The sequence below is a fragment of the Acutalibacter sp. JLR.KK004 genome, assembly GCF_036941085.1.
Classification (GTDB): Bacteria; Bacillota; Clostridia; order Oscillospirales; family Acutalibacteraceae; genus Acutalibacter.
In genome coordinates this window covers 1,315,450-1,328,521 of the sequence record NZ_JAYMNQ010000001.1, presented here as the reverse complement: position 1 = coordinate 1,328,521, position 13,072 = coordinate 1,315,450, and the positions used below count along the sequence as shown (strand labels likewise).

Sequence of the window (13,072 nt, the reverse complement as noted above, 5' to 3'; positions counted from 1 at the left end):
TCCTTATCCAATATTTTTCATAATAAAAAGAAAATAGACGGTCCAAAGAACCGTCTGCTTTCTTTTGAAACTTAAACCGCCCGGGTCACCTTGCCGGAACGCAGGCAGCGGGTGCAAGCATAAACCCGTTTGGGAGTGCCGTCAACAATCGCTTTCACACGCCGGATGTTGGGCTTCCAGGTTCTGTTGGAACGCCGGTGGGAGTGGGAAACCTTGATGCCGAAAGAAACGCCCTTGCCGCAGAATTCACATTTTGCCATATATCTGCACCTCCTTCAGGTTGAACATACCACATGTAAAGTTTCGTAACAGATAAAATTATAGCAGGCGTGTCCGGAAATTGCAAGGCTTTTTTCAAAAAACCCCTGTTTTTTTGCCCCGGAGGGCCTGGGCAGAAAAATTTTTAAAAAAATTTCCCCTTTTATGAGATTTTTCCGGGCGCTGGGGGGTATTATGGGTGAAAAGCTTTTCAGAAGGAGGCGGAACCATGGACAGCGATGCATTTGCAGCCGCGGCCGAGCGGTACAGCGGCACAATATACCGGATAGCGTTCCACTCCTGCAAAAACCAGGCGGACGCCGAGGACATCACCCAGAACGTGCTCTTAAAGCTCTTCCGCACCCAGACCGCCTTTGAGAGCGAGGAGCACATGCGCCGCTGGGTTATCCGGGTGGCGGTGAACGAGTGCAAAAAGCTGGTGTGCTCGGCATGGTTCCGCCGCAGCGTGCCTTTGGAGGAATACGCACAGACCCTTTCTCTGGAAGGGCCGGAGGAAAGCGCCCTGTTCCTGGCGGTGATGGAACTGCCCCAGAAATACCGGGTGCCCGTATACCTCCACTATTACGAGGGCTATCCTGTGAAGGAATGCGCGGCCTTGTGCGGGGTGAAGCCCTCCACCATGCAGACCCGTATGCAGCGGGCCAGGGAGAAGCTGAAAAAGAAATTGTGCGAAGAAGAAAGGGAGAACTGACCATGGAACACAAAGCATTGCCGGATACCTGGTTATATAAGCAGACATTTTCAAAGCTTGTGCCCTCTCCCCAATTGATACAGGAGGTACTTGACATGACAGAAACAAAGAAAAGGCCCAAGAAATTTATTTTGCGCCGCCTGGTGGTGGCTGCCCTGGTGGTGGCCCTGGCCGCGGCCCTGGCTATGGGAGCAAACGCCGCCACAGGCGGAGAGCTTTTCAAAGGCGTTGTCAGCTTTGTAAGCTATTCCGAAGACGGGGAAGCCATTATGGTGACGGTAGACTCTGACGCTCTGGAAGGGGCGGAGGATGGAACGCCTATTGAGTATTTCTCCATCGAAGAAAAGGGAAGCGGGCAGGGCCGGATTGTCTACAAGGACAAGGACGGCAACACCGTGATAGAGGATATTGAACTGCCTGACAAGCCCAGCAAGGAGATCCTGGAAGACGCCCGGAAGGAGGGCATCGCTGTGGAAGTAAGGGGCAGCGCAGATTTCTCCGATGAAGAGCTGGAAGCCGCCGCCGCAAGGTTCACAGGCCAGCTTATGGCGGCTAAGTCCCTTGTGGAAAAGCTTGCCGCATAAACACTTCAGGAAAATCCCGGACTGTGAAAAGTCCGGGATTTTCTATGTACGGTTAAATCACTCGCATGGCGCGCCACTTGCCGCCCTTATAGCGCCAGATAACCAATATGGCCTTGATAACCCAGTCGCACACCATGGCAAGGGCCACGCCTACAGCGCCCATTTGCAGCGCCAGCCCAAACAGGAAGGAAAGGGACACCCGGCACACTACCGTGGCAAAGATGGCGGCGTACATGGTGAACTTCACGTCCCCGGCGGCCCGCAGGCCGTTGGCAAAGGCAAAGGCCACAGGGCCGAACACAGCGTTGAGGGAATTGTGGATGAAAACCAGTAGGATAACCAGGTGCTTGGCCTCCCCGCTGAGGCTGTACACCTGCAAAGCCAGGGGCGTGGCTAAAAGGATGGCCAGGTTCCACACAGCGGCCCCGGCAAACGTGATACGCAGAAGCTTTTTCATATAGTAGTCAGCGCCTTCCACGTCTCCCGCGCCCATATACTGGCCCACCACTGTGATAAACACAGGACCCATGGCAATGCAGAACAGGGCCGACATAGACCAGAAGCTTTGGGCCACGCCGTTGGCGGCAATCTGCACAGTACCAAAGGTGGCGACAATGGAGCTGAGGGCCACCTTGGAAAGCTGGAACAAGCCGCTTTCAATGCCGTTGGGTACGGCAATGCGGAAAATCCTTGTAATCATGTTCCACCGGCAGGAGAACACCATGGAAAGCCGCAGGGAGATGGGGTTTTCCGGGTTCATGGTCAGTATCACCATGGCAGCAGCCGCAAAGGCCCGGGAAATCAGGGTGGGCCAAGCCACGCCTGCCACGCCTGCGCGCAGGGCAAACACGCCGATGGCGTTGCCCGCTACGTTGATGCCGTTCATGGCAATGGAAACCTGCATGAGGATTTTTGTCCTGCCCATGCTGCGGAAAAGCCCGGCACAGCCGTTATACAGCGCTAAAAAGGGGAAGGAAAAGGCTGTGATGCGCATGTAAACCATGCCGGTATCCAGCACCTCCTGCTCCACCCTGCCGAACAGCAGGCCGAAAATCTGCCGCCCGAACAGCAGCACCACCAGCCCCAACAGGATGGAAATGGCGCTGATGGACATTACAAGCTGGCTTGCCGCCATGTCCCCGTTTTCCTTGTCCTCCCGGCCCACATACTGGCTGGCCACCACCGCGCCTCCAGAGGCAAGAGCTGTGAAGGCCATGATGAACACGTTGTTAAGCTGATCCACCAGGGATACGCTGGACACCGCCGCTTCCCCGGCATAGCTTATCATCAGGGTATCCACAATGCCCACCAAAAGGGCCAGAAACTGCTCAATCAGTACGGGCAGGATCAGGGCCTTCAGGGCCGGGTTTGAAAAGCGCTTTCGTTCCTCCGGGATTTGGGCTTTCGGCTCCAGCAGCCGGGCCAATAGGCCCTGGGGCCTTGGTGCGTCGCTTTGCATAGCTGTACCTCCTGGTATTTTCCTTTATCTGTATTTAATTTGTATTATACAGCCCTCAGGGGAAAAAGTCCAGCGGCAATCAAATCCCGCCACGCCCGTCTCATAAAAAGCGAAGGATAGAGAGGAAGATGGCAGGGTGCAAGAGAACAGAAAACATATGGGCCTTTATGGAAACTTTCTTGTGATCCTCAAGAAGAAACCGTCTGCTGGCTGATGGCATCATCCAGCGGGGTCACGCTGCCGCCGCGATAGGTTTTCAAAACGATATCTCCCGCCACCGGCGGAACCCCTTCGTCAGCCAGGACGTAATTCATAGAAACCTCCGGCTTGTCAAATCAGCCGCTATAAAGCCTATCCAAATTCTTATCAGAAAAGGTATCCGTCACTAAAATAAGCAAGGCGCCTTGGACATCCACGTCCGCAGCGCCTTACCTACTATTTACCAAACAGGCCGGTTACCCTTTGCCAGAAGTCTTCATGTTCCTGGCTATCCTCCTGGGGCACGATTTGTTCGGCTGGCGTGGTTTCTTGTTCCTGGCCGACTGTTTTCATTACGAATTTCGTAGTTGCCCCGGTTCCATCTGGCGCACCGGCGAAGCTGCCGTAATTTTCTACACGTGCCCGCATGGCCGACGTCACCGCACGCAGTGCAGGGAGCTTCTCTGTGTCTACGGCCTCAGTCAGCTTGCTGATGCCATCGGAGTCGAACCGCTCCAGCCCTTCCTGCAGCTCCAAGGCACCGTCTCGGATTTCTACTGTTCCACTGTGCAAGGAAGTTGCTCCCTCAACTAAACTCTGTATGCCTCCAAACAACTCGGAGGTACCTGCCGCCAGGTCATCCGTTCCCTGGGCAAGCTGTGCTGCACCGTCTGCCAATACCGCATTGCCCTGAGAAAGGGAACCAGCCCCCGCTGAGAGTTGGTTTGACCCTGCAATGAGTTGGTCTACCCCGCCGGTCAGTGCGGGTAAGTTAGCTCCTAATTGTCCGATACCTCCCTGCAGTTGGGCCGCACCGGCCGCAGCTTCCGCCACGCCCTGGGTGTAAGCTGTTATCCCGGCTACAAGCCCTTCGGCACCATTGACACCAGCCTGCAAAGATTCAACACCCGCGCTCACCTGCTCCATTCCACCTAACACTTGACTGTAGGCGCTGTCCAGTTCCGCCAACCCACCGGCCATACTGCCAACCGCACTGTACGCGCCTGTGTACGCTGCCAAAAGCTGCTGGTAGGCCGGGTCAGCGGCGTGGGCCTCATCTGGGGCAAAGGCGCTGGGGTCGGGCAGGCTGGCAAGGGCTCCCGCCCCGTTAGCCGCCGCCCCGGACAAAGAGCCTCCAAAGGCATGAACCCCGGCCATAACCGAGCTGTCAGGGCCGGCTGCTTCATAAAGCTGATTTACTGCCCCGGCGATCTGACCTATGCCGTCTGTCAGGGCGGAGCTCTTGCTCTGCAATGTGTTCAGCCCGGCCGCAAGCCCGTCGGCACCGCCCTTTAGCTGGCTGTACCCGTCGGAGAGCGACCAGGCACCATTCTGTAGGTCTGACAGTCCCTCTGACAGATTATTTGCCCCCGCCTGCAAAGCCGTTGCACCATCCCGTGCCTGGATTGCGCCATTGTTCAGATCACGCGCCCCCTGCTGCAACTGGGCAGTACCGCTTTGCAGCCGCGCGCCCCCGGCGTATAGGGTGTTTATCCCTGCCAACAGGGTAGCGGCACCGCTTTCCAGTGCCGCCGCACCCTCTGCAAGGCGGCCTGCTCCATCTAAAAGTTCGTCCATGCCCTCCCGCAGGCTGTCCATGCCCTCGTCAAGTCCTTCAAGTTCCTCCAGGCCGGAAAATCCGCTTTCCTTAAGGGCATCTGGGTTCGTGGAACAGGCAATAAGAATGTCTGGCAGAGTGAAGTCTGTTACCTGCCCCTCAATACTCACCTGATCCGCCAGGTGTCCAGCCAGATCCTCCAGCTTCTGAGAGTCCAGTTCCTCCAAGCATTCCCGTACTCCGGGCAGGCATACGAAACCCACGGCCTGGGCTTTGCCTGCGCCGGTGACCTTGCCGTGTTCGGCGGAGACTTCTGTCCAGCTTTCGCCCAGTACCGCTGCCACCATGGTGACAAAGGGTGTACACACCGGCTGAGCCTGACCGTCAACCTCGATGGTGCCGGTCTCGTGGTTTTCAAGGCGCACCGTGAGCTTTATGTGGCCGTTTTTGCCTTTTAGCTCCTCCGGAGCGGTCTCCACTCCGTCCAACTCATAGGTGATCTTGGCGCTGACAGGGGCGCGACGGGTGGTCTCGCCCTTATAATAGACGTCACTTGCGTCCGTATCCCAGCGGATCTCCTCCCCATTCTGTGTGTAGGGCGTGGCATCGTGAGTGTTCTCAATGCCTGTCAGGGCGGAGCGGTCGGTAACGCCGGAGAGACCGCTTTCGTTATGCAGATGGACGCTCACCGTCTGACTGCGCACCGATCCGTCCGGCTCCAGCACCACGTACACCGTTTCCTCTTTTTCCGTAGTATTCTCCGCTGCCAGGGCGGACATGGCACATCCCATGACGATCAGTGCCGAAAGGCTAACGCTTAAAATGCGTTTGCAAATTTTCATGCGAACTCTTTCCTTTCTATAGTTGGCTTCTGTGCATCAGTTTTTGCCGGTTTTCCAAGCCAGTGCAGGGTGGTGTGGCGAATAAGAGAGTCCAAAAGCTGTAGCAGGCATGGCAGAATGACTATGATGACGAACATACTGATAATGGCCCCTCTGGATATCAGCAGGCAGATGCTCTTTAAGAGCTCCATGCGGCTGATGGCGGCTACGCCGATGGTGGCCGCAAAGAAGGTCAGACCGCTTGATAGGATACTCTGGCTGCAGTGCTGGCAGGCCACTTGGGCGGCATCCTTTGGCGTAAGGCCCCGGCGTCGTTCCTCCTGGAAGCGGGTAGTCATCAGAATAGCATAGTCCACCGTGGCCCCCAGCTGGATCGTGCCGATGACAATGCTGGCAATAAAGGGCAGGCGGGTCCCGGTAAAATATGGGATGCCCATGTTGATAAAGATGGCGCTTTCAATAGAGGCTACCAGCAGTACGGGAATGGACGCGCTGCGGAAAGCCAGCAGTATGATAAGGAACACTGCCGCAATAGAGGCCACGTTTACATGGGAAAAATCTATATCGGCTATCTCTATCAGGTCCTTTGTCATAGCTCCCTCGCCGGTGATGACCCCGGAGGGGTCTGCAGCCTTTATCAGACTGTCCATCTCATCCAGTTGGGCGGTCAGCTCATCGGTGCCGCTTTTATAGGCGGAATTCGCCAGAATCAACTTTTTCCCGCCGGATCGGGCCAACTGGGCTATATCCTCGGGCAGTACGTCCGTGGAGAAACCCGGGGGCAGCAGCTCGCTGACAGAAGCCACCTGCGTGATCCCATCCACGCCTTTCAGGCCTCTGCACAGGGCATTTAGGTCCTCATCGCTTATGCTTTCACCCACCAGAATAAAGTGGGATGTGGTCATACCAAAATCGTCCTTCAATTTGTTAGTGCCGACAATGCCCGCCAGATCTTGGGGCAGACTGTCGAACAGGGTGTAGTATACGCCTGTCTTGCTCTGGGCCAGGGTAAAGGGTACCATCATCACCAGGAATACCGCCAGGATGGATCTGGGATGCCGGGAAACAAACCGGCTTGCCCTCTTTAGCTGCGGTATCACCGCCCGGTGCCGGTGCTTCTCTACGGCCCGGTCGAAGGTGAGGATAAGCGACGGCAGTATTGTGACCGTGCATAGCACCCCAAGGGCCACGCCCTTTGCCATAACTATGCCAATGTCCCGGCCCAGGGTCAGGCGCATGGTACACAATGCCAGAAAGCCTGCGATGGTGGTAAGGCTGGAGGCCGTCACCGAGGAGGAGGTGTTTACGATGGCGGTGGCCATGGCCTGTTCCTTGTCAGCGCTGCACTTTTTTTCTTCCTCATAACGGTGCAAAAGGAAGATGGAAAAGTCCATAGTCACGCCCAACTGCAAAACCGTGGACAGGGCCTGGGTGATATAGCTTATCTGCCCCAAAAAGTAGTTAGTGCCAAAGTTATAGAGTATTGGGAACAGCAGCCCCACCATAAACAGCACTGGTACCAGGGTGCTCTCCATGGCCAGGAACAGCACCAAAAGGCTTGCCCCAACAGCGCAGAGAATATACAGGGGCATCTCCTGATCCACTAATGCCTTGGTGTCCTGCAAGATGATGCTCATGCCCCCGATAAAGCTGTGCTCCTTCAAAAGGCCCTTCAGCTCCGCCACGGCGCCCATAGTACTCTTGCTGGCCGAGGGTTCCGAAAAGCGCACCAGCATGAGCGTCGCGTTCTCGCCGTACATTGCCTGCTGTATACCCTCTGGGAGCATCTCCCGAGGGATGGCCGGATCTATCACGTCGCTGAGCCAAAATACCTGCTCGACTCCCTCAACCTGCTCCATCTGTGACTTCATGTCCAGCAGTTCGCCTATAGGCATACCCTCCACGGTCACCATGCCGGTGGAGGCAAGGTTGAAGTCGTTTTCCAGCGCCTGCTCACCCAGCATGGAGTCCAGCTCCGGGGGCAGGTATGTCAGTATGTCGTAGTTTATGCGGGTAGCCGCCGCACCCAGCAGGGCTGGTATCAGCAGCAGAACTGCCAATACCAACACCAGCCTGTGGCGGCGCACGATACCCCGGGCGATCCTTTCCAAAATCACACCAGTCCTTTCTGTGAAGTTAAAATCATGTCTTAAACGGCCTGCCTATGGCTATCGGCCTCGGACGATTTTATTTGATATATCCATATTATGACCTCCTTATGTTGTGAGGAATTTTATGGATATCATTATAAGTATAAGATTGAGGGATAACAATATACAAAGCAGCGCCTCTGTCACAAAAATAGACAGAGACGCTGCTTTGTATAAAAATGGTGCAGATCATAAATTAGGTCTTGTTTGAAAAATAGCGAGGAGTAGGCTAAATCAACAAAATAGCAATAGACGCTAAGGAAACGAAGGATTGTCTGTTGGCCTCCCGGCATACCAGGACCGCAATCGGAAGCCCCATCAGCAGGACGGCTAAAGCGGCAAAGGCGGGGTCAGTCCACCGCCTTGATCCGCTCCACCAGAGACAGCCTCCTGGTATAGCGGACCGCACAAGCGGAGAACACCCCCTGCACCAGAAGCAGCGCGGCGGACAGGTCATCCAGACCGGAGATCGCCACCAGTCGGTCATTTTTTGCGGACAGTTCAATACATGCCATCCTTTTCTGTTCCCTGCTCCTGCGTTTGCTCTCGTTTGACTTCTCCCTCTGTATCCTCTTGGCACAAGCAGGACAATACTTCAATATGCCAGAGCCGGGGACATATTCAATGCCGCACACCGTACAGTGTTTAGCGGGTAACGCCGTCCACCGCTTTGTGGGTGTGATATGTAATTCACCGACAAAGCCGATGAATTTATAGTAAATCTTGATTACCGCCCGTTCATCATTCACCGCCATATCCGCAAAACGGTTAATATCGGCAAGGACGGCGTTGAATAAATCCCTCGCTTCAATGGCGTGTGCGGTACACATGACGTTGCCGCACCTGCCATAATTATTACAGGTGTACTGTACGCAGTCGATAATCCGCCTGAGCTTCTATGTACTCCAGTACCAGATTTTTTTGCGCTTCAATGGTATCCGCTCCGGGCTTGCCGCTGTCCTCAACAGAAAGACGCACATAGCCGCCAGCCTTGTAAATCTTCTGCTGGGTTGTTGGTTCCACAGGGGCCGGGGCCAGTGGGTTTACCTTGCGTTTTGTCCTCGCCACGTCAGCCCACCTGCCTTTCGGCCTGGGCCATGCGCAGCAAATCCCGCTGCAAGTCAAATTCGTTTTGCCAGCGGTAGACGATCTCCACCCGCTTGTCTCGGAAAATTATCACTCGCACAATCAGCGACACCACCAGCCTTCTGTCCAAGGCTATGATGTTCCGACAATGGCGAAATTGCTCCATCCAGCTTGTATCCATAGAAGCCGATTCCCGGTCCATCTCTTCCCGCAGAAGCTCGGCCCGTTGCTCAGCTTCCTCCCTGCGCTGGGTGTAGGTCTTTTTTAAGTCCTTGCAGGATGTTTGCAGATGTAAGGAAAGAGAAAGATGCTTTGAAAGCATTGGAGAGAAATCCAGGCTCATCTCAAAAAACCACTTGACTATATCTAATTGTTAAGATAAAATGGAAAAAAGATTTGCAAGGAGGGTCTTTTTATGGCAGCCAAAACAGTGGAAGAACGCATACAGGCAATTGATGCAAAAATCGAGAAAAAACGGGCCGAAATTGAAGCTTTGGAAGCCCAAAAGCAAAAACTTTTGCACCCTGTGACCATGCGGTCAGTTATGTCAAAACTTAAAGAGCAGGGGATTACCCCCGAAGAAGTTGCAAAAAAGATGGGCATTGAAATCTAGCAGAGTAATCAATACCACGCCCAAAGGACGTGGTATGAATGATAAGCCCTAAAAGGGCATGATGCCAGCAGCGCCTAAAGGCGCAGAATGAGAAACGCCAACCGCACTTTGGGTTTGGCGTTTCTTTTTTACACTTCTTCTAAATCTTTAAAGGGATCTTCGTACTCTTTAAAGCTCATCTGATCCATGATCTGGTCTTCTCTTTCCTGATCCTGGATATACTTCTGAATGGCTTTTTTGTTTCCTCCTACGGTGCTTACATAAGGGCCATATAAATTAGGAAAACCGCAAATACAAGGCTTTTCGGAGCCTACCAACAACAAAAATAATATTTGATCTATCACATTACGCTGAAAGGCCGTCCGGCCATCAAAACCGGGCGGCTTTTTTGCGTGGATAGATGGGAAGGAGGCAAAAAATAATTACAGAAATTTAAGCCTGAAATTTGTGCAATTTTAACGAAAAGGAGGTTAATGAATGGCAGATGACAAATTGAACACGGGCCCCGGTGAGAAAAAAATCCCGGAGGCTCCCGAGGCTGTAACGGCTGGCCAGCCCCAGGCCCTGGCTCCCGAACAGGCCGCCGCTCCCACACCTCAGCAGGAACAGGCCGGGCCCGCAAAGCCCGATCCCGGCGATGTGGTAGTGTCCTTTGAGCAGATCAATGAGCTCATGGGCGAAAAGCGAAAGGCGGCCCAGGCTGAGGTAGAGAAAGCCGGGGATGCCCCCGCAAAGGAGCAGACTCCCGGTGAGGCGGAACAGCCCGCCGCTGGCGAACAGAAAAAGCCCCGCCGTAGCCGTTCCCCGAAGGAGGATAAAACGGAGCCCGCTGGCAAGGAGGCGGCAAAGCCCCGCAAGGGCCGCCCGCCCAAGGCTGACAAGGCGGCCCCCGGCGAGGCCCAGCCGTCCAAGCTCAACGGCGATGTGATTGACGGTATCTTATCAGAAAAGAAAAAGGAGGATCGAGGCGTGATTATTTCAACCGCTGAACTGGAAAAGCATTTCGGCAAGGAGGTTACTCCGGCCAAAATGAAAGAGCAGATCATCGGCCTGCTGGACGAGTGGAAACAGAAACAGCCGCCCGAGCTGGCAAAGGCCCCGAAGAAAATGGAAAAAGACAAGTAACCACTTCGAGACATTTTGTCCCGAGGGGCTCCGCCCCTCTGCGATGGCTCTGGTGGTATATATCCCCCGTCGCCGGGGATAAAAAAGCGCAGTCGGGAGCGGGCCGTCAAGGGGGCCAACGGCCCCGCCGCTTGCGGCGGCTTGCCCTTTACGGCCTGCCCCGGCTGTGCTATCTCCGGCCAAGCGGCGGGGGGTATATCCTCCAGAGCCGCCCCCTTTCCCATGATTGGGAAAGGGCGGGGGGTTAGGGTTGAACAATTTCACGATAGAATGGAGGTTTTTACTTATGAAACGACCCCTTGCTTACATTACCGCCGCATGGTTTGGCGGCGACAGCGAAAACGCAGAACTGGCCGTCCAGTATTGCCGGGCAGTCTATGAGGCGGGCTTCTCCCCGATCTGTCCTACCCTCTATCTGCCGCTGTTCCTCAATGACGCAGTACCCGAGGAGCATAAAAGCGGCATCGACATGGGCCGTGACCTCTTGCGCCGCTCCCATGTGCTGGTGGTCTGCGGACACACCATGACCGAGGCTATGAAAAACGATATTGCCGTGGCCCAGCGGCTGGGGATCACCGCCACCACCCTTGAGGGCATTTTGACCGTCAAGGGCCAGGGCAAACGCTGATGGCATCCTTGTTTGAGGCTTACATTACCAACCTCGGCAAATACAACGAGGGGGAGCTGGTGGGAGAAACACTGGAATTTCCCACCAGCCCCCAGGAGGTGCAGACGCTGCTGAAACATATCGGTGTGGACGGCATACGGTATGAGGAATTTTTTATTACCAGCTTTGACGGCGATGTGCTGGGGCTCTATGACTATCTGGGTGAATATGAAAATCTGGACGAGCTTGCTGGTATGCCCTGCTGGGCTATTGGACAGGCAGTAACAGCGATGGTCGGCCAATGTATGGGGGCTGGACAAATTGAGCGCACTCGAAAGGTAGTAAAAATCAGTTTAGTGATGAATGTTGCCGTAACGCTCGTTGTCGTAATTTGCGTACAGCTTTTTGCAGAACCATTGATTTTACTTTTCGGTAGTACCAGCCCGGAAGTAATAAACGATGGAGTTTACTATCTGCGTGTCCGTTGCAGTATAAATAGCTTGATTTATGCCGCTATGTACACTTTGGATTCCTTTGCTATTGGTGTCGGTGCGGCAAATATCGCTATGATTAACGCTTTACTGGACGCAGTTATTATGCGTTTGCCTGTGAGTTGGCTCTTGGCTTTTGCACTTAATATGGGGTTTTCTGGCATTTATTACGGCCAGGCGCTTTCGCCAGTCTTGCCTGCTATTGTAGGCTTACTCTATTTCATGAGTAGAAAATGGGAACACAAAACGCTTATTCAATCAAACCACAAGGAGGGAAGTCTTTAATGAATCGAATGGTATGGCTTCTATGTCCTATATGTAGAAATAAGACCAGACTTAAAGTGCGTCAAGATACAGAGCTCATCAATTTTCCTCTGTATTGCCCGAAATGCAAGCAGGAGACTTTAGTGAATGTCAAGAAAACAAACCTATCTGTTATTCGTATGAGTAACTTGATTTCTGAGGAGGATAGCAATTCATGATGGACAAGCAAAAAATTTATCCCCGGTCAAAAGATCGGGAAACCGTATATTTGAAAAATGTTATTATCGATCCCAGCATCATTGTGGGCGACTACACCATGTATAACGACTTTGTAAATGATCCTGTTGATTTTCAAAAGAATAATGTTCTTTACCATTATCCTATTAACCATGACAGGCTGATTATCGGTAAGTTTTGCTCTATCGCCTGTGGCGCTCGTTTCTTGTTCAATAGCGCCAACCATAGCATGACTTCACTTGCGACTTATCCGTTTCCCATTTTCTTTGAGGAATGGGGACTTGATGTTAGCCAAATAACCGAGGCATGGGACAACAAAGGGGATATTGTTGTTGGAAATGATGTTTGGATTGGATATGAGGCCGCAATCTTCGCTGGAGTTACCATAGGGGACGGTGCTATTATTGGCACCAGAGCTGTTGTAACAAAAGATGTCCCGCCTTATACCATTGTGGGCGGCGTTCCAGCTAAACCTATCCGAAAACGCTTTTCCGATGAAACTATTTCGGCGTTGCTGACAGAACGATGGTGGGACTGGCCGGAAGAAAAAATTGCTCGTAATCTTGCGGCAATCCAATCGGGCCATGTCGATCAATTTAAGTAAATATTGAAAAGAGCCAGACGCACAGACGCAGAGCCATCACAACAAAACCGTTGTTGATTGGCTTATGTTTCAAAGAAAACGGCGGTTTTGAGTTTTATCAAGCCGCCGTTTCTTTATGAGTATATAGTCTAACGGAGTACGGCGGCCCCCTTTGGAGGTGTCGCTGTGCTCTCGCTCATTTTCCATCCCCCTAACTTGTCAAAAAAAGCCCACCCGCCCCGCAGGATCAGTCTGGTGGTAAATATGCAATTTGGCAGTACATAAATGAATATATTACTTCGTGC

At 53.4% G+C, this 13,072-nt stretch carries 15 protein-coding genes and 2 pseudogenes; 8 read left to right on the top strand and 9 right to left on the bottom strand.

Annotated elements, in window-relative coordinates; translation table 11 throughout:
* Positions 1-71: 71 nt before the first annotated feature.
* Complete coding sequence (gene rpmB, locus VSQ30_RS07360) at positions 72-260, bottom strand: 50S ribosomal protein L28 (RefSeq protein WP_160641145.1); 189 nt, start codon at positions 258-260, stop codon at positions 72-74.
* A 227-nt stretch (positions 261-487) separates the two neighbouring features.
* Between rpmB and VSQ30_RS07355 the strand changes: the two genes are divergently transcribed.
* Positions 488-970 (top strand): RNA polymerase sigma factor, encoded by a 483-nt coding sequence (locus VSQ30_RS07355; RefSeq protein ID WP_160641144.1) that lies wholly within the window; start codon positions 488-490, stop codon positions 968-970.
* Positions 971-1,065: 95 nt separating this feature from the next.
* Positions 1,066-1,554: a hypothetical protein gene (locus tag VSQ30_RS07350; protein ID WP_160641143.1), complete on the top strand. Its 489-nt coding sequence runs from the start codon at positions 1,066-1,068 to the stop codon at positions 1,552-1,554.
* A 52-nt stretch (positions 1,555-1,606) separates the two neighbouring features.
* Here the strand turns inward: VSQ30_RS07350 and VSQ30_RS07345 are convergent, their stop codons facing one another.
* The 7 genes from VSQ30_RS07345 to VSQ30_RS07315 all read right to left on the bottom strand — a co-directional run bounded on the left by VSQ30_RS07345 (position 1,607) and on the right by VSQ30_RS07315 (position 9,169).
* A complete protein-coding gene (locus VSQ30_RS07345) occupies positions 1,607-3,013 on the bottom strand; it encodes an MATE family efflux transporter (RefSeq protein WP_201751151.1) in 1,407 nt (468 codons plus the stop codon).
* Between the two features lie 188 nt (positions 3,014-3,201).
* Entirely contained in the window at positions 3,202-3,327 is a 126-nt protein-coding gene (locus VSQ30_RS07340; RefSeq protein WP_334463088.1) for a hypothetical protein, read from the bottom strand.
* A gap of 121 nt (positions 3,328-3,448) precedes the next feature.
* Positions 3,449-5,611 carry a hypothetical protein gene (locus VSQ30_RS07335; RefSeq protein ID WP_334463086.1) on the bottom strand — a complete coding sequence of 721 codons (2,163 nt, stop codon included), beginning with the start codon at positions 5,609-5,611 and terminating at the stop codon, positions 3,449-3,451.
* On the bottom strand, positions 5,608-7,722 hold the full coding sequence (locus tag VSQ30_RS07330; protein WP_502876274.1) for an efflux RND transporter permease subunit: 2,115 nt from the start codon (positions 7,720-7,722) through the stop codon (positions 5,608-5,610). The genes VSQ30_RS07335 and VSQ30_RS07330 overlap by 4 nt, the downstream gene beginning before the upstream one ends.
* Before the next feature lie 389 nt (positions 7,723-8,111).
* Positions 8,112-8,591, bottom strand: a complete 480-nt coding sequence (locus tag VSQ30_RS07325; protein ID WP_502876209.1) for a hypothetical protein — start codon at positions 8,589-8,591, stop codon at positions 8,112-8,114.
* 25 nt (positions 8,592-8,616) lie between these two features.
* On the bottom strand, positions 8,617-8,829 hold the full coding sequence (locus VSQ30_RS07320) for a hypothetical protein (protein ID WP_334463082.1): 213 nt from the start codon (positions 8,827-8,829) through the stop codon (positions 8,617-8,619).
* A gap of 1 nt (position 8,830) precedes the next feature.
* Complete coding sequence (locus VSQ30_RS07315; protein WP_334463081.1) at positions 8,831-9,169, bottom strand: hypothetical protein; 339 nt, start codon at positions 9,167-9,169, stop codon at positions 8,831-8,833.
* A gap of 93 nt (positions 9,170-9,262) precedes the next feature.
* Between VSQ30_RS07315 and VSQ30_RS07310 the strand changes: the two genes are divergently transcribed.
* A complete protein-coding gene (locus tag VSQ30_RS07310; protein ID WP_334463079.1) occupies positions 9,263-9,460 on the top strand; it encodes a hypothetical protein in 198 nt (65 codons plus the stop codon).
* Positions 9,461-9,588: 128 nt separating this feature from the next.
* On the opposite strand, the pseudogene VSQ30_RS07305 reads toward VSQ30_RS07310, so the two are convergent.
* Positions 9,589-9,729, bottom strand: a pseudogene (locus VSQ30_RS07305) (IS200/IS605 family transposase); the annotation flags it as partial.
* 640 nt (positions 9,730-10,369) lie between these two features.
* Between VSQ30_RS07305 and VSQ30_RS20755 the strand changes: the two are divergent.
* From VSQ30_RS20755 to VSQ30_RS07280, 5 genes and pseudogenes are all read left to right on the top strand, one after another.
* Positions 10,370-10,585, top strand: a pseudogene (locus tag VSQ30_RS20755) (ParB/RepB/Spo0J family partition protein); the annotation flags it as partial.
* Between the two features lie 286 nt (positions 10,586-10,871).
* On the top strand, positions 10,872-11,213 hold the full coding sequence (locus VSQ30_RS07295) for a DUF7768 domain-containing protein (RefSeq protein WP_334463075.1): 342 nt from the start codon (positions 10,872-10,874) through the stop codon (positions 11,211-11,213).
* Positions 11,213-11,968 carry an antirestriction protein ArdA gene (locus VSQ30_RS07290; protein ID WP_334463073.1) on the top strand — a complete coding sequence of 252 codons (756 nt, stop codon included), beginning with the start codon at positions 11,213-11,215 and terminating at the stop codon, positions 11,966-11,968. The genes VSQ30_RS07295 and VSQ30_RS07290 overlap by 1 nt, the downstream gene beginning before the upstream one ends.
* Positions 11,968-12,165 carry a cysteine-rich KTR domain-containing protein gene (locus VSQ30_RS07285; protein WP_016222229.1) on the top strand — a complete coding sequence of 66 codons (198 nt, stop codon included), beginning with the start codon at positions 11,968-11,970 and terminating at the stop codon, positions 12,163-12,165. Before VSQ30_RS07290 ends, VSQ30_RS07285 begins: the two co-directional genes overlap by 1 nt.
* On the top strand, positions 12,165-12,788 hold the full coding sequence (locus tag VSQ30_RS07280; protein ID WP_334464818.1) for a CatB-related O-acetyltransferase: 624 nt from the start codon (positions 12,165-12,167) through the stop codon (positions 12,786-12,788). The genes VSQ30_RS07285 and VSQ30_RS07280 overlap by 1 nt, the downstream gene beginning before the upstream one ends.
* Positions 12,789-13,072: the final 284 nt, after the last annotated feature.